Raw genomic sequence first — 15,816 nt, forward strand, 5'->3', positions numbered from 1 at the left:
TGCCTGCGGATTCTGGTATAGACTGGCCGCGAACAAGACAGGGTACTGAACGTTGGACAAACTATCGGTCATGCAAGCCTTCCGCCGCATTGTGGAGCGGGGCAGTTTTGCCCGTGCGGCAGAGGATCTTGGGGTGTCCCCTGCGCTGTTAAGCCGTGAAGTCAAACTTCTGGAAGAAAGCCTTGGCTGCACTTTGTTAACACGCACCACGAGGTCCATGGCGCTGACGGACGCGGGGCGGCTGTATTACGACGAAGCCTCAGGCATCCTGAACGCTGTCAGCGGTGTAGAAAACCGTATTCGCGAAGGAGCAGGTGCGGTGCAGGGGCATCTGCGAGTGAATGCTTCCAGTTCGTTCGGGCAGACGGTAATCGCGCCTTTCCTGCCGGAGTTTCTGGCGGCTTACCCCGATCTGGAACTGACCCTGTCTCTCGATGACAGGGTGGTGGATATGGTGGAAGGCGGTTTTGATGTGTCGATCCGGATCCGCTCTGCCATGCCGGATTCGGCACTTGTCGCCCGCAAGATCGGGACCACGCGGCAACGGATTTTTGCGGCGCCGTCCTATCTGGAAAAAGCCGGCGTTCCGCAAAGCCCTGCTGATATTGCCGCTCACAGGGTGGTCGGGTTCCTTTTAGCGGATCATCTGACAAACTGGGACTTACGGAATGGCAGTGCTAACCAGCGGATCGAGGTGTCTCCGGCGGTGCGGGTGGGAAACAGCCTTGTGTTGCGGGATTTACTGGCCTCGGGGTACGGGATCGGCACCTTGCCCGATTTTGTGTCCCGCGATGCAGAAAGCAGCGGCGCGCTTGTTCGGGTGCTGCCGGATTGGGAACTGCCCGCACCGGAAATTTTCGCGATCACCACGTCGCGGTTGGGTATGGATGCGCGGGTCACAGCCTTTCTGGATATCCTGCGTAAGGCCCTTACACCGTGACATTCTTCAACGGGCGTAAACTATGAAGTGACAGGGAGGCGGTTAATCCCGCACGGTCCTTTGGCCATTTTCAAGGCAATGAAACTTTTGCCCCATGAGGATACCATGACCCGAGTTCTTGTTCTTTACTATTCCAGCTATGGCCACGTCCGCGCATTGGCCGAGGCAGAGGCCGAAGGTGCCCGCAGCGTCGCGGGCACTCGCGTTGACCTGCGCCGCGTGCCTGAAACCGTCCCCGAAGCCGTGCGCAAGAAGGCCGGTTTTGTGGCAGACGACACCCCGCTGGCCAGCCCCGCAGATCTGGAAAACTATGACGCCATCCTGTTTGGTACACCGACGTTATTCGGAATGATGGCCGGACAAATGAAATCCTTTCTGGATCAGGCGGGGGGGCTGTGGGCGCGCAATGCGCTTGTTGGGAAGGTGGCCGGTGTCTTTACCTCCACCGGTTCACAGCACGGCGGGCATGAGGCCACACTCCTGTCCTCGCAAATTCCGCTCCAGCACTTCGGTATGCTGATTGCGGGTATGCCCTACAGTTTTGAAGGCCAGACGACAGCCACAGAAATCGTTGGCGGTGCCCCTTACGGCGCAGGCACGATTGCAGGGGCAGACGGGTCGCGCAGCCCGACAGAGACCGATCTTGCCGGAGCCCGTTTTCAAGGCGCCCATGTGGCTGAAATTGCCGCAAGACTGGCAGCGGGCGCGGTTGATCAGGCCGCAGCCTGACGGTTCCGAACGGGCGCCCCTGCCTTTCCACCGGCCAGATGGCAGACGCCCGATCCGGCTTTTGTCACTGGCCGGTTCCCTTTTTTAAAGAGGAAGTTTCCCATGTCACGAACTGCAGATATTTTACTGACCGCCCTTGCCCCTGCGATCTGGGGCAGCACCTATCTTGTCACGACCGAGGCCATGCCTGCAGGGTATCCCGTCACACTGGCGGTGCTGCGCGCCCTGCCCGCAGGGCTGCTGCTGCTGGTCTTGACCCGTTGTCTGCCATCGCGCGACTGGCTCGGGCGGAGCTTTCTGCTCGGGAGCCTGAATTTTTCACTCTTCTGGGTGCTTCTGTTTGTTGCGGCCTATCGCTTGCCGGGTGGGGTGGCAGCCACACTCGGGGCGTTACAGGCCATGATGGTGATCCTGATGGCGCGGGGATGGCTGGGAACACCGGTTCAAAGCGGCGCTGTAGCGGCTGCGGCGGCGGGTGTTGCTGGCGTTGGGCTGCTGCTGATCGGTCCTGATGCCAGCCTTGATCCGATAGGTGTGGCCGCCGGGCTGGGCGGTGCTGCGTCAATGGCGGCAGGAACAGTGCTCAGCCGTAAATGGCAGCCACCGGTTTCAGCGCTCAGCTTTACTGCATGGCAATTGACGGCAGGCGGCTTGATCCTGCTGCCTGTGGCCCTGTTGGTCGAGCCACCCCTGCCGCCTTTGACGGCAACAAACCTTGCTGGTCTGGCGTGGCTCGGGCTCGTGGGGGCTGCGGCGACATATGCCTTGTGGTTTCGCGGTGTGGCACGGTTGGAGCCGGGCGCTGTTTCGATGCTGGGTATGATGAGTCCGGTAACCGCTGTAGTGCTCGGGTGGGGCTGGCTCGGTCAATCGCTCACGCCTGTTCAATTTGCAGGCGCGGTTGTCGTGCTTGGGGCGGTATGGGCCGGTCAGCGGGCGAACCGTCCCCTGCGGAAAAGGGTGCCTGACGCAGCTTGAGACCGGATCAGGAGGCGCGGGACCGGTTGATATCAAGTATCCTGAACCCGCCATAATCTGTTTTCTTCACACCGGTGGTCAGGCGCACGCCTTTTATCGGGAAGTTCGAAATCCGGCGCGGTTCAGGGGGCGTTACCCCGCTGCGGGTCGCACAGAAGTCATAGAGCTTGGCCAGATCAGGGTCATTGCGCATCGCATCGAATTTCTCGCGGTGATACGCCACCGCCTGATCGGTCAGGGCGCGAAGTCGCCCGCCGGAGAGGTTGTTCAGGCGCTTCATTTCACGGATCAGACGGGGGCGGTTTGCGCGAATGCTGTGGTCTGGTTCGTGATTTTTGTTCCGCTTCTCCCAATAGGTTTCACCGATGTCGCGGTTGGCCTGATGGGCACTACCCTTCGCAGATTTCAGTACAAAGCTCTGCGGGTCCTTCACGATATAATGGTTCACCTGTGCAAGGCAGCGCAGTCCCGGATCGGTGGACTGGAAGTTGCGGATTTCAAAGGCTTTATCGCTTAGACCGGAGCCGTTCACTGTAATCATTTCTTCATCTAGCAGGAACTTGCTCGGCTTGTGAACGCCCGGGCGCAGAAATGCCTCCCGTTTGAACAGGGTCTTGTAAGGCTGGACGAATTTACTGATAAAACTGTCCTTTTCGGCCAGCGAGTAGCGATCTGTAACAAGCCCGCTCTGGATTGTTTCGACACCGGAACTGCCGAACAGTTTCCAGTTGATCAGCATCCTGTGGAATTTAGGTGCGGCGGACAGAAGAGCGGGCAGGGTACCATCGCCGGTTTTAATCACAAGAAACTCGTCCAGATCCAGCGCCATCGCCCAATCGGCGGATTGGTATTCGGAATGGCGGACGCTGCGGTTGTAAGCAGCGATCTGATGGCCGCCCCGTTTGGCCTGATTGTAGCGGTAGCGCACAGCACCGATTTCATCGAGGCAGGCGAGAATCTTGCCTGTGTAGTCTTCTGAATCGTTCTGGAAAATGATGATGTCGTTAAAGCCGATAGAGCGGTGGTAAGCGACCCATTCCAGCAGATACGGGCCTTCGTTCTTGGCGGTGGCTACCAGTGTAAAATGCGCAGGCGGCGCAGGAGTTCTGCGCAGACGCAAGAATTTGCGGTCAATATGAGTCACGGTACTGCTCCGGCTTTTTTTGACAAATTCATACCACAGCCTTCGGAAGTGGAAGCGATTCGGCACAGCGGGATGCGCCAAAAGCACAGGCCTGTTGCAACTTCGCCCCAGTGCGGGGTGCCGCGAAAAGGTGTCTTGCAGCGGCAGCAGCCTGCTTTGGCAGGCAATGGCAGTTCAGGGCGAAGCGTTGCAATTGTGGCGGGATGACCCTGCAAATATGAAGCGTCTTACAAGACGCGTCATATATGAAGCTTCATTTAAGAAGCTTCATATATGCAGTATGTTAACAGATTAATCGGTTTAATAACAATGGTGTGCGGTTTTTAGTCTGACGTTGGAGACCACAATTCACCTCCGCGGTTTCACCCGTCGTGTCGGTTCCGCCTGTGTCGGGTCTTCGGGCCAGGGATGCCGCGGATATCGCCCGCGCATATCCTTGCGCACATCCGCATAAGAGCTTCTCCAGAATCCGGGCAGATCGGCTGTTGTCTGGACAGCACGCCGCGCCGGTGACAGCAGTTCGATCAGCAATGGGATGTTTTTGGGGCCGGCTGTGGGGTGGGTCGTCATGCCAAACAGCTCTTGCAGGCGGACAGTGACCTTTGGTTGCGCCGCCCCGTAATCAATCGGCAGCTTAGTACCCGTCGGTGCAGTGATGCTGGCTGGCGCAAGCTGGTCGAGTACCTGCAATGCCTCCCAATCCAGCTGGTTGCGCAGGATCGAATGGAGGTCCAGACCGCGTAGCCCGTCGGGGGTGCGAATCCCGCCCAGATGCGGTTCGAGCCAGTCGTTCAATCGCGCCAGCAAACCTTCGTCCGACAGGTCCGGCATCTCATGCCCCTGATTGCGCAGCCATTCGGCACGGGCGCGGAACAGGGTGGCGGGCTGGCTCCACGGCAGACACCCGAGCCCGAGTTCCGCAACCCCCTCACACATCGCCGCGTTCGACGCATCTGCAGGGCAGTCTTTCCAGTTCTGGTCCTCAAGCACCAAGGCCCCGAAACACAGGTGCTTGCGGGCAAGCACGCGACGCTCCCGTTTGGACCATTCACAGAGGTGGCGGGTTTCGAACTGGTCGCCATAGACGGCGGCCAGTTCGCTCTGTGTCAAAGGCAGTGCCATGCGGACGCGGGCCTCTCGGCCGTCCCCGTCCAGAGACGGGATAACCGCCAGGCGGTTTGTACCCGTTGGATCTTCTTCATCAAACACCGCACCCTTGCCGCCTGACAGCACAAAACGCGGCGCATCTCCCTTGCGGCGCAAGCCGATCCGGTCCGGATAAGCCAGTGCGAGCGTTTCGGTCGCAGAAAACGCTGCAGTTCCGGTTCTCAGGCGCTTGGCTTCGGCTTTGATGGCTTTTACCGCGGCTGAATTGGCCTGAAACGGATGGGCGTCTGCGAAACGGCGCGGATCGCGGATGGCTTCAAGGCGCAAGGACAAATCGCTGGGCGCAGTGCGGGGCAGGGGATCGCGGTTTTCCAGAAGCGCGGCCAGCGGCGCCGCATCCGGCCCGCCCTGCTCCAGCATATGGGCTAGACGCACGTGCAGCGGATGGCGCAACAGGGCACGGCCGTGATCCGTGATCCGGTTTGCCGGATCAAGCGCACCAAGCCCGCGCAACAATTCTTGCGAACGTTCGACATCGCTGCTGCGGGGCTGGTCCAGAAATGGCAGATCCGCAGGGGTGCTCGTGCCCCAAGCGGCCAGTTCCAGAACCAGATTGGTAATGTCGGCAGACAGAATTTCAGGCAGCGGATAAGGCGCAAACCCGCCTTCTTCGCCTTTAGTCCAAAGCTTGTAACAGATGCCTGCTTCTACGCGACCGGCTCGCCCCTGCCGCTGGGTTGCTTCGGCCTTTGTCACACGCTCAGTCACCAGACGCGACATGCCAGAGCCCGCGTCAAACCGCGCACGGCGGGCCCGCCCGCCGTCCACTACGACCGAGACATCCTGAATGGTCAGAGAGGTTTCCGCGATAGAGGTCGCCAGCACAATCTTGCGCCCCTCCTGATCGGGCAGCACCGCGCGGCGTTGTTCGGCAAAGGGCAGGGCGCCATAAAGCGGGCGCAGGTTGCTTGCTTGCGGCAGCTTGCCCTGAAGCAGGCTTTGCACGCGCCGGATTTCCCCTTCACCGGGCAGGAACGCCAGAATACCACCTGTTGTTTCACTGGCAGCCTGAAGGATCAATTCTGCGGCGGCTTCTTCAAATCTTGGCCCGCGCCGGTTGGGACGGTTCCAGGGCTGCGAAAGGTAACGGGCTTCCACCGGATAACTGCGTCCGGCAGAGGTAACCATCGGTGCGTCCCCCATAAGGGCCGCAACAGGTGCCGCGTCAAGCGTTGCGGACATGGCGATCAGCAACAGATCGGGGCGCAGGGCCTCGCGGATTTCCAGCGCAAAGGCCAGTCCGGTATCCGCTTGCAGGCTGCGTTCGTGAAATTCGTCAAAGATGATGCAGCCGACACCGGCCAGTTCGGGATCATTCTGGATCACCCGCATCAGGATGCCCTCGGTGATCACCTCTATCCGCGTCTGCGGACCGACCTTGCTGTCACCCCGCATGCGGTAGCCGACCGTTTGCCCCACGTCCTCGCCCAGTGTTTGCGCCATACGTTCGGCCGCAGCCCGCGCAGCAAGGCGACGGGGTTCCAGCATCAGGATGTGCCCCTCCACCAGTCCGCGTTCCAGCAGGAACAGGGGCACCCGTGTGGTTTTCCCGGCCCCGGGCGGGGCCTGTAGAACCGCCAGCCCGCGCGACTGCAATGCCTTTGCCAGTTCCGGCAGGGCCTCTTCAATCGGCAGGCGGGTCATGTCCGCTTACTTTCGCGCCGCCTCGGCGGGGCCGAAGGTTGTGTCGGTCTTGAAGAAGGAGAGTGAGTAAAGGTCAGCATCGCCTCTGGTGTATACAAGGGTGAACGGAAAGGTCACCTGTTCTTCTATATCTTCGGGCGAAAATCCCGCAACACGGGTATAGCGACCTTCACAGAGAGCTTCTGCCGCATTCACATCAGGTGCGCCAACTTCAAGACGTGAAAGCCTGCGCCCGTCAAACAGGGAAAAACTTCTGTCGCAAAGCGTGTCTAGTGGCTGGTCCTGAAACAACAGATATGCGGCACTTAACGGGTCGATCGCCCCGTTCTGTTTCGCAGGTATGATGTCAAAAGGCTGCGGTGATCTTTCCGGCGCGTAGCGTACCACCTGCGGCCTGCCAGCGTCATAGACAAGCTGCACATCGGATTCCTTTGTGTCCGAGCGGCTGAACCCTTCATAGCGGGCAGGGTGCAACCGTCCGTCCGGGGTGACGATCCCGTCAACCTGACCGTCAAACCTTACGTCATGAAAGCGTCGCATGATACTGGTCGGGCTAAGGGTGCCTTTCAGTAGATAACTGCCTTCGCTTCCGATCGCAGGCACTGTACCGGTAATGTGTATGGTTCCCGCCTTCAGCCCCGCCACATAGAACCCGTAGGTCTGGTCTATTTCATCGGCAGAGGCCGCAAGGCCGGTGCCAAGCAGGGCGAGGGTCGAGAAGATCAGGCGCATTGCAAAAGGCTCGTTTGGAAGTGGTTCGTGTTTGACGGCTGGTTTTTTCCGCGGCTGGCTTTCCCACAGGTTTAAGATTGACTAAGACTTGGGGAAACCGGGGGCAGTGTTCTAGGTGGAAATCCGCCAAAACCCGCCCATACCGATAATTCAGGAGTGTTTTCAACATGATGGAAGTTGATGCTGGAATGGTTGAGGCAATCCTCAATGGGGATCGGCGGATTTTGGCCCGCGCGATCACCCTTGTAGAGAGTACTCGGGCGGATCACCGCGCAAAAGCAGTAACGCTGATTGACCGATTGACACAAAAGGGACGTTCGGCACTGCGGATCGGTTTGTCCGGCACACCGGGTGTCGGGAAGTCCACCTTCACCGAAAGCTTTGGTATGATGTTGGTAGAGCAGGGGCTGAAGGTCGCGGTCCTTGCGGTTGATCCGTCCTCCAAACGCTCTGGCGGGTCCATCCTCGGGGATAAAACCCGCATGGACAATCTGTCCCGCCATCCCAATGCTTTCATTAGGCCTTCCCCGTCAAGCGCGGCGCTGGGCGGTGTCGCACGGCGCACCCGCGAGGCGATAACACTTTGTGAAGCTGCCGGCTTTGACGTGGTGCTGGTCGAAACCGTGGGCGTGGGGCAATCAGAAGTTATGGTTGCTGACATGACCGACCTGTTCCTGCTGCTGCTGGCCCCCGCGGGGGGCGACGAACTGCAAGGCGTCAAGCGGGGGATCATGGAGATCGCCGACCTTATTCTGGTGAACAAGGCGGACGGGGATCTGAAAACGACAGCCGTGCGCACCTGCGCGGATTACGCTGGTGCTTTGCGCCTGCTGCGCAAGCGGCCTCAAGACCCCCAAGGCTTTCCCAAAGCGATGACGGTTTCCGCGCTGGAGGAAGAAGGGCTGGAACAGGTCTGGAGCGAAATCCAAACCCTGACCGAGTGGCGCAAGTCCGACGGCGCGTTCGATGCGAATCGCGCCCGTCAGGCGGACATCTGGTTTCAGGACGAGATTCGCAGAGGCATTCTGGCGCAACTGGATCAGGACGAAGCCTTGCAGAATCTTCAGTCCGAACTGCGTGAAAAGGTCACGAATGGTGATCTGAGCCCTGATGCAGCCGCTGCAAAAGTACTTTTGGCATTAAAATCTGTAAATCAGGGCGGATAAAGGTTGTATTTCGGGCGTAAAAGCCCCAAACGAACCCAACTGCTGTTAGATCGCGTGCTGCCCTTGACGGGGCGGACAATCACGCCTAAAGAAGCGGCTCGAATTTCAAATGTCAGCGCAGGCCACTTCGGGCGCGCGACAAGAGAGTAAGGATATACGCGATGTCTCGTCGTTGTGAGTTTACAAGCAAAGGCCCAATGTCTGGCAACAATGTCAGCCACGCCAAAAACAGAACCCGTCGCCGGTTTTTGCCAAACCTGAACGATGTGACGCTGACCAGCGATACATTGGGCCGGTCTTTCAAATTCCGCATCTCTGCGGCTGCTCTGCGCACTGTTGATCACCGTGGTGGTCTGGATGCGTTCATGGCCAAAGCCAAAGACGCTGAACTTTCGGACGCCGCTCTGAAAGTGAAGAAAGAAATCGCCAAGGCAACTGCTGCCGCTTAAGGGCATCTGCCCTCGCGATTGAAAATTTCAAACGGCTCCGATGGTTCGGGGTCGTTTTTTTGCGTTTGGCTGATGTATATCGACGCAGCGCAATTCGCGAACGAAGTCGCTGAGCTTTGGGGACAAGAGGAATCGGGTGGTGAAACTGGCAGCGCAGACCGGTTAGTAAGTCGAACGCTCTCCGGTGGCTTCCCTCCAGTGGCGCCGGCACAGGGAAACATAGGTTTCGTTCCCGCCGATCTGTACCTGCGCACCTTCGGTGATGACATTGCCATCGCCGTCCTGTCGCACGACCATCGTCGCTTTCTTGCCGCAAAAGCAGATGGTGCGCACTTCACGCATTTCATCGGCCATCGCCAGCAGAGCAGCCGATCCGGGAAAGAGTTTGCCGAGAAAATCCACCCGAAGGCCGTAACACATCACCGGAATATTCAGATCGTCGACAGCACGTGCCAGTTGCCAGACCTGTTCGTAAGAGAGGAATTGCGACTCGTCGATGAAAACACAGGTAAGTGTACTGCTCTTCATCCGTTTTTCGATCATCTCGAACAGATCGCTTTCACCGTCAAACCCGTCTGCTTTGGCGGAAATACCGATCCGCGAACCGATTTCTCCGACCCCGCTACGATCGTCAAAGCGTGCGGTGAGGAGGTAGGTCTCCATTCCCCGTTCGCGGTAATTATGCGATGCCTGCAATAGCGCTGTGGATTTGCCAGCGTTCATGGTCGAGTAGTGGAAGTAGAGCTTTGCCATGGGCGGACTTTTACCCGCAGATCAGGGCGGTTCAAGAGATTCGTTTTGGCCCGCTTTTTTTCCGGCTCTGGGGTGGTTTGGCGCAAAAGATTTTTATTTTTTTGGGGAGCCGCGCGATTGTTTCCAAAGTGAAAACCGAACTGTGTCCGGATTGTGATCAATAACTCCTTTAGGTAGTATCGCTTCGCCACGGCAGCGCCACAATCTTGCCACGAAACAAGGGGATTCGCAGGGCCGATTTTATTGTGCAGCCGCCGTCCTTCATCCTAGGTGGAGAAAGTCGAAACCTTACCATTGCGTAAGGTGGTGAAGTTTGGGTTGTACGCGACCCCCTTTATTCAACCTGTTGAATATAAGGGGTTTTTACATTTAGCCCATGTATTTAAAGGATTTTTGACTAATCTCTATCCTATACTTTTGAGAGTATTGACACAGAGCATGGCGCGCTTCGGATGCAGCGTTGGAGAGGGCTGCAATTGCCGGTTTTGCATAGGGGGTGTCGTGGGGTTAAGTTCAATCAACCACAAGGAGACTCCTTAGTGTGGTTCGACAACTTTTTGGATAACTATCTTGGGTTGCAAAATTTTCATATTAATTATTGATTTTTTGAGGCGTTCAGTTTAAACCTGTCGTTACACACCGCCAAGTGAACTCAATCACAACGGCGCTCCGTCGGCAGCGACCCTCGGCTAATCTTTAACATTATGAGTGACCCCCACAGGGGCGATCCCAGTTTTAGGAGCCGAATATGCCTCATCCAGTAGACGTTCACGTTGGTACAAAAATCCGCCTTACACGGGCTTCCCGCGGTATCAGCCAGCAAAAGCTTAGCGAAATGCTGGGCATCAGCTTTCAGCAGCTTCAGAAATATGAACGCGGCATCAACCGCATCAGCGCCAGCCGCCTCTGGGAAGTATCCCAAGCTCTGGGTGTTCAGGTTTCCTATTTCTTTGATGGCGCTGACGGTGGTGAAGGCCATGAGATTGAAGAGATTTCCACACGTACAATCGAACTGGCAACACAGATCAACCAGATCCCCAACGAAGCTGTCAAAAACCAGATTGTCGGCCTGATCAAAGCCTGCACCTGATCCTGTTTCGGGCGGCAGATAATGCCGCCCCGTCGCGTTTGTCGCTGGACGTGATCCGGTTTGTATCGAGTATATGAGTAAGAAACCCCGGCTGCCCGCAAAGTCAGCCGGGGTTTTTGCGTCCTGAGATCCCGCGTAGGTCGGGAAGGATCAGGACTCTTTCAATTTTTTAATTACAGCACCTGCAAAAGTGGTGACGCCATTCTTCTTGGCGATCTTTTTGTGGTGCGCGTGGAGCGTTTTCGGGGAAAGCCCCAACGCCAGCGCCATTTCGTTCTTGCTCAGCTCCGGATGGTCAATCTGCATTTGCAGGATCTTTGTCTGCATATCGGACAAAGTCGGGTTTTCGCGGGGGACATGGGTCAGCAGGGGGTGGCCTGGTCCCAACTGCCGTGTGAGCTTGTCAGCCGCAAAATAGAGCATCCCGCCAAACATTTCGAATTCTTTTTGCACCGGACCGGAGCTTGTCAGAATGACAGAGGACCGCAGGTTGTTCGGCCCTGTCAGCAGGACCACCCCGTCTTTCATCCCGAATTGTTGGAACAGCTTCTCTACCCGGAGTGCATTCTCGGTGTCCGCGCCTGGCTGGTTCCGCGCCTGTTGGAAGGTGTAACTGCGGGACCACGTGTGTATCGCTTTGGCGATGGGGCAGTGTTGATCGAGCTGGGCACCGTAGTAGTGCTCCAGAAAACCCTCGGCAATCCGCCCCTCCCAGTTCTCGATATAGTCGGGCGACCAGCGCTGGAAAACCAGGCCGTTAAAACCGAGGCTGAGGATAATGTCCCGAGTGGTCTCGGGACTATCCGACAGCCACAGCCGCTCCATCAGTAGGGCGAAGCTTACTGTCACGTATTCTTCCTTGTTTCATCAAAGACCTCGGGCACCGCCATAATTGCCTGACGCAGTGTCAGTTCTTCCTGCGGCTCGTCCCGCTGGATCGTCAGACGAATAGGACGATAGGTATGCCCGCGGAATTCCAAAGGCTCTTCTCCGGTCTCTTTGCCACCGTAAATCTGCCAGAACCGCATCAACTTCGGGTTCTCGACGATTCCGATTACGTTTTTCAGCCCCATAATATCAGTATAGTGGCGGGCGCTGTTCATCAAGGCTCTAAAGATCCAGGGGTTGCGCTCGCGGGCATCCTTGAGAATAGCCATCCGTTCCCAGATGATCGTGCCGCCTTCACTGCCCGAAACAATTCTCAAACGCATGGTGCCGACGGGTTCGCCTTTCCAATAGGCCAAAAGATGGGCGGCGCAGAAATCGTTGCCGTCGAATTCCACGTCTTCCGATTCTTCTCCTTCGATCACAAAGACTTGTCTGCGGATATCGTGGGCGATTTGCATTTCCGACAGATCTTTGATCATCGAAACACTGGTTTCTGAGGTTTGCATGATACTCTCCTACGTTGAGCGGTTCTATATATGCAAAACTACCTGCAAATTTTGAAATGTGCGCGCATTTTGTTCGAAATGTGGCAGAAATATTGCAAGTGACTCTATTTAGGGTTGGGTTTTTCCATAAAAAAACACGCCCCGCGATAATTTCGCGAGGCGTGAATAGTTTTATTTTACAGGTGTTTAGTAGTTTTGAAGCGGAGAGACTTCCAAATCACCTTCGCGGATGTTGCGTATCGCACGGGCCGCTGCGTAACTTGCTGCGGCAGTCGTGTTGTACACAATCTTGCCATAAAGCGCCTCGGATCGAATCGCGCGGCTGTCCTGAATGGAATCAGCACCTTCGGTTGTATTGAACACAAGATTGATATCGCCATTGCGCAGGCGGTCGACCACGTTGGGACGGCCCTCGTAAACCTTGTTTACCACTTCGGATTCGATTCCGGCTTCTTTCAAAAACGCCGCCGTGCCACGTGTTGCCACAATGTTGAAACCGGCTTCTTTCAGAATTTGCGCCGCTTCGATCATCTGCGGGGTTTTGTCTTCATCCTTGATCGAAATGAACACGGTTCCGTCAGACGGCAGGGTGTGACCAGCGCCCATCTGCGCCTTGAGGAAGGCACGGTCAAAAGACTTGTCCAGCCCCATCACCTCGCCGGTAGAGCGCATCTCCGGGCCAAGCAGGGTGTCTACACCCGGGAAGCGTGCAAAGGGCAGTACCGCCTCTTTCACGGCGAAGTGCTTGGTTTGCGGGTCTTTCAACTCGAAACCGCCAAGCTTTTCACCGGCCATGATACGCGCCGCAATAGCTGCAATCGGAGAGTTCACTGCCTTGGCCACGAAAGGCACGGTCCGCGATGCACGGGGGTTCACTTCCAGAATGAAGATCTCGCCGTTTTTAATCGCGAACTGCACGTTCATCAGGCCCACAACATTCAGCGCAAGCGCCATTGCGGTGGACTGGCGCTTCAGCTCGTCAATGATATCCTGACCGAGCGAGTAGGGCGGCAGCGAACAGGCGCTGTCGCCGGAGTGTACGCCCGCTTCCTCGATGTGCTGCATGATGCCGGCCACGTGTACGGTTTCCCCGTCACACAGGGCATCCACGTCCACCTCAACCGCGCCGGACAGGTAGCTGTCCAGCAGCACAGGGCTGTCACCGGAGACCTCAACCGCTTCGTTGATGTAGCGCTCCAGATGGGGTTGGTCGCGCACGATTTCCATGCCGCGCCCGCCCAGTACGTAGGAAGGGCGGATCACCAGCGGAAAGCCGACGTCCTTGGCAATTTCAAAGGCTTCTTCAGCGGTGCTGGCAATCCCGTTGTGGGGTTGCTTCAGTTTCAGGTCTTCCAGCAACTTCTGGAAGCGTTCGCGGTCTTCGGCCAGATCGATCGCATCCGGTGTCGTGCCGAGGATCGGAATGCCTTCTTCTTCCAGCGCATTCGCCAGTTTCAGCGGCGTCTGGCCGCCAAACTGCACAATCACACCGTGCAGGCTGCCGTTTTCCTGTTCGACCCGCAGGATTTCCAGAACATGTTCCAGTGTCAGCGGTTCGAAATACAGACGGTCCGAGGTGTCATAGTCAGTGGAGACAGTTTCAGGGTTACAGTTGACCATGATTGTCTCGTAACCCGCATCCGTCAGCGCATAACAGGCGTGACAGCAGCAGTAGTCAAACTCGATCCCCTGACCGATCCGGTTCGGACCACCGCCAAGAATGACCACTTTCTTGCGGTCGGTAGGGCGGGCTTCGCATTCGACCTCGCCCATCGCATCCATTTCGTAGGTGGAGTACATATAAGGGGTCTGCGCCTCGAATTCGGCAGCACAAGTATCGATGCGTTTGAAGACGGCTGTTACGCCGAGTTTGGTGCGGGTGATCCGGACGTCCCGCTCGCTCTGACCGGTCAGTTTGGCCAGTCGTGCGTCGGTAAAGCCGAACATTTTCAGCCGGCGCAGTTCTTTGGCGCTCTCGGGCAGGCCGTTGAGAAGAATGTCTTTTTCTATAGCGATGATTTCGCGGATGCGTTGCAGGAACCAAGGATCGAAGCTGGTGATCTCGTTGATTTCATCGTCGGAGAAACCATAGCGCATTGCCTGTGCAATGGTGCGCATCCGGTCGGGGGTTTGCAGGGCCAGCGCGCGGGTTACGGATTTGTCGATGGCGGTCTGATCGTCCGCATTGGCACCGCGGAGGATGAACGGCAGACTTTGATCCGGATCATCTTCGCGCACGCAGCTGCTCAGCGGAGGACAACCGTCAATGGCAATATCATCAAAGCCGGTCAGCCCGGTTTCCATCGACGTCAGCGCCTTTTGCATGCTTTCGTGGATGGAGCGGCCGATGGACATAACTTCGCCAACGGATTTCATTGCCGTGGTCAGCGTGGCCTCGGCGCCCGGGAATTTTTCGAAGGCAAACCGAGGGATCTTGGTTACGACATAGTCAATGGTCGGCTCGAAAGAGGCCGGCGTGACCTTGGTGATGTCGTTGTCGAGTTCGTCCAGCGTGTAACCGACGGCCAGTTTCGCCGCGACCTTTGCGATCGGGAAGCCCGTCGCCTTAGAGGCCAGCGCCGAGGAACGGGATACGCGCGGGTTCATTTCGATAACAACCATACGGCCATCCGCAGGGTTTACAGACCACTGTACGTTGGAGCCACCGGTTTCCACGCCGATTTCCCGCAGCACGTTGATGCTGTGGGTCCGCATCATCTGGTATTCCTTGTCCGTCAAGGTCAGGGCGGGGGCCACGGTGATGGAATCGCCTGTGTGCACGCCCATCGGGTCCACGTTTTCGATGGCACAAACGATAATGGCGTTATCCGCTTTGTCGCGGACCACTTCCATTTCGTATTCCTTCCAGCCCAGCAGGCTTTCGTCGATCAGGATCTGGTTCACCGGAGAGGCATCCAGACCGCTGGCGCAGATTTCTTCATAGTCCTTGCGGTTATAGGCGATACCACCGCCGGTGCCGCCCATGGTAAAGGCGGGGCGGATAATCGCGGGCAGGCCGACTTCGTCAATTGCCGCCATCGCTTCTTCCATGCTTTCAGCGATTGTGGCGCGGGGATTTTCGATACCCAAACGGTCCATGGCCTCGCGGAAGAGTTTGCGGTCTTCCGCCATTTCAATGGCTTTGCGGTCTGCGCCGATCAGTTCGATGCCGAACTTTTCAAGCGTCCCGTCCTCATCCAGTGCCAGCGCGGTGTTCAAACCAGTCTGGCCGCCCATAGTTGGCAGCAGCACCAGTTTCTCGTTCGGGCGGGCTGTGGTCTCGCGCTCGATGATCTTGGCGACAACCTCTGGCGTGATCGGCTCGATATAGGTGGCGTCCGCCATATTCGGGTCGGTCATGATGGTTGCTGGGTTGGAATTCACGAGCACAACGCGATAGCCTTCCTCGCGCAGTGCCTTACAGGCTTGTGCGCCGGAATAGTCGAACTCGCAGGCCTGACCAATAATAATAGGCCCGGCTCCGATGATCATTACGGTGTCGATATCGGTTCTTTTTGGCATGGACGGCCCCAAGGCTTGGCCCGCCCGTCATCACTGCGCAGAAATGCGCGGCGGATTCGGGGGGCGATTGCAAATTGTCGTGGTTATAGTGGACAAGACGGACGGTTC

13 protein-coding genes are annotated in these 15,816 nt (G+C 57.3%); 6 read left to right on the forward strand and 7 right to left on the reverse strand.

What is annotated here, in order from left to right:
- Positions 1-52 precede the first annotated feature (52 nt).
- The 3 genes from C0U40_RS04885 (at position 53) to C0U40_RS04895 (ending at position 2,647) form a co-directional block, all read left to right on the forward strand.
- Entirely contained in the window at positions 53-940 is an 888-nt protein-coding gene (locus C0U40_RS04885; RefSeq protein ID WP_101654576.1) for a LysR family transcriptional regulator, read from the forward strand.
- A 105-nt stretch (positions 941-1,045) separates the two neighbouring features.
- Positions 1,046-1,669: an NAD(P)H:quinone oxidoreductase gene (wrbA, locus tag C0U40_RS04890; protein ID WP_101654833.1), complete on the forward strand. Its 624-nt coding sequence runs from the start codon at positions 1,046-1,048 to the stop codon at positions 1,667-1,669.
- Between the two features lie 102 nt (positions 1,670-1,771).
- Positions 1,772-2,647: an EamA family transporter gene (locus C0U40_RS04895; protein WP_101654577.1), complete on the forward strand. Its 876-nt coding sequence runs from the start codon at positions 1,772-1,774 to the stop codon at positions 2,645-2,647.
- Positions 2,648-2,654: 7 nt separating this feature from the next.
- On the opposite strand, the gene C0U40_RS04900 is transcribed toward C0U40_RS04895, so the two are convergent.
- The 3 genes from C0U40_RS04900 to C0U40_RS04910 form a co-directional block, all read right to left on the reverse strand.
- Positions 2,655-3,791, reverse strand: a complete 1,137-nt coding sequence (locus C0U40_RS04900) for a glycosyltransferase family 2 protein (protein ID WP_180957619.1) — start codon at positions 3,789-3,791, stop codon at positions 2,655-2,657.
- Between the two features lie 348 nt (positions 3,792-4,139).
- Complete coding sequence (hrpB, locus tag C0U40_RS04905) at positions 4,140-6,602, reverse strand: ATP-dependent helicase HrpB (protein WP_101654579.1); 2,463 nt, start codon at positions 6,600-6,602, stop codon at positions 4,140-4,142.
- A gap of 6 nt (positions 6,603-6,608) precedes the next feature.
- Complete coding sequence (locus C0U40_RS04910) at positions 6,609-7,334, reverse strand: DUF3108 domain-containing protein (protein WP_101654580.1); 726 nt, start codon at positions 7,332-7,334, stop codon at positions 6,609-6,611.
- A gap of 170 nt (positions 7,335-7,504) precedes the next feature.
- On the opposite strand from C0U40_RS04910, the gene meaB reads away from it, so the two are divergent.
- The gene (meaB, locus tag C0U40_RS04915) at positions 7,505-8,500 is read left to right on the forward strand and encodes a methylmalonyl Co-A mutase-associated GTPase MeaB (RefSeq protein WP_101654834.1); all 996 of its coding nucleotides are present in this window, start codon (positions 7,505-7,507) and stop codon (positions 8,498-8,500) included.
- A 161-nt stretch (positions 8,501-8,661) separates the two neighbouring features.
- Complete coding sequence (gene rpmB, locus C0U40_RS04920; protein WP_101654581.1) at positions 8,662-8,949, forward strand: 50S ribosomal protein L28; 288 nt, start codon at positions 8,662-8,664, stop codon at positions 8,947-8,949.
- A gap of 162 nt (positions 8,950-9,111) precedes the next feature.
- On the opposite strand, the gene C0U40_RS04925 is transcribed toward rpmB, so the two are convergent.
- Positions 9,112-9,702, reverse strand: coding sequence for a thymidine kinase (locus C0U40_RS04925; protein WP_101654582.1), 591 nt, complete (start codon positions 9,700-9,702; stop codon positions 9,112-9,114).
- Between the two features lie 748 nt (positions 9,703-10,450).
- Here C0U40_RS04925 and C0U40_RS04930 point away from each other — a divergent pair.
- Positions 10,451-10,792 (forward strand): helix-turn-helix domain-containing protein, encoded by a 342-nt coding sequence (locus C0U40_RS04930; protein ID WP_101654583.1) that lies wholly within the window; start codon positions 10,451-10,453, stop codon positions 10,790-10,792.
- 150 nt (positions 10,793-10,942) lie between these two features.
- Here C0U40_RS04930 and C0U40_RS04935 read toward each other — a convergent pair whose 3' ends face one another.
- From C0U40_RS04935 to carB, 3 genes are all read right to left on the reverse strand, one after another.
- Positions 10,943-11,641 (reverse strand): helix-turn-helix transcriptional regulator, encoded by a 699-nt coding sequence (locus C0U40_RS04935; RefSeq protein ID WP_145991886.1) that lies wholly within the window; start codon positions 11,639-11,641, stop codon positions 10,943-10,945.
- Complete coding sequence (locus C0U40_RS04940; protein WP_101654585.1) at positions 11,638-12,186, reverse strand: hypothetical protein; 549 nt, start codon at positions 12,184-12,186, stop codon at positions 11,638-11,640. The genes C0U40_RS04935 and C0U40_RS04940 overlap by 4 nt, the downstream gene beginning before the upstream one ends.
- Before the next feature lie 186 nt (positions 12,187-12,372).
- Positions 12,373-15,708 carry a carbamoyl-phosphate synthase large subunit gene (gene carB / locus C0U40_RS04945; RefSeq protein WP_101654586.1) on the reverse strand — a complete coding sequence of 1,112 codons (3,336 nt, stop codon included), beginning with the start codon at positions 15,706-15,708 and terminating at the stop codon, positions 12,373-12,375.
- Positions 15,709-15,816 lie beyond the last annotated feature (108 nt).

This window comes from Neptunicoccus cionae (assembly GCF_002860325.1).
Taxonomy (GTDB): Bacteria; Pseudomonadota; Alphaproteobacteria; order Rhodobacterales; family Rhodobacteraceae; genus Amylibacter; species Amylibacter lutimaris.

What these genes read in the sequence shown, in the direction of transcription:
- wrbA (WP_101654833.1), top strand. Translation starts at nt 1,046, where the DNA reads ATGACCCGAGTTCTTGTTCTTTACTATTCCAGCTATGGCCACGTCCGC.
- C0U40_RS04895 (WP_101654577.1), top strand. Translation starts at nt 1,772, where the DNA reads ATGTCACGAACTGCAGATATTTTACTGACCGCCCTTGCCCCTGCGATC.
- hrpB (WP_101654579.1), bottom strand. Translation starts at nt 6,602, where the DNA reads ATGACCCGCCTGCCGATTGAAGAGGCCCTGCCGGAACTGGCAAAGGCA.
- C0U40_RS04910 (WP_101654580.1), bottom strand. Translation starts at nt 7,334, where the DNA reads ATGCGCCTGATCTTCTCGACCCTCGCCCTGCTTGGCACCGGCCTTGCG.
- meaB (WP_101654834.1), top strand. Translation starts at nt 7,505, where the DNA reads ATGGAAGTTGATGCTGGAATGGTTGAGGCAATCCTCAATGGGGATCGG.
- rpmB (WP_101654581.1), top strand. Translation starts at nt 8,662, where the DNA reads ATGTCTCGTCGTTGTGAGTTTACAAGCAAAGGCCCAATGTCTGGCAAC.
- C0U40_RS04925 (WP_101654582.1), bottom strand. Translation starts at nt 9,702, where the DNA reads ATGGCAAAGCTCTACTTCCACTACTCGACCATGAACGCTGGCAAATCC.
- C0U40_RS04930 (WP_101654583.1), top strand. Translation starts at nt 10,451, where the DNA reads ATGCCTCATCCAGTAGACGTTCACGTTGGTACAAAAATCCGCCTTACA.
- C0U40_RS04940 (WP_101654585.1), bottom strand. Translation starts at nt 12,186, where the DNA reads ATGCAAACCTCAGAAACCAGTGTTTCGATGATCAAAGATCTGTCGGAA.
- carB (WP_101654586.1), bottom strand. Translation starts at nt 15,708, where the DNA reads ATGCCAAAAAGAACCGATATCGACACCGTAATGATCATCGGAGCCGGG.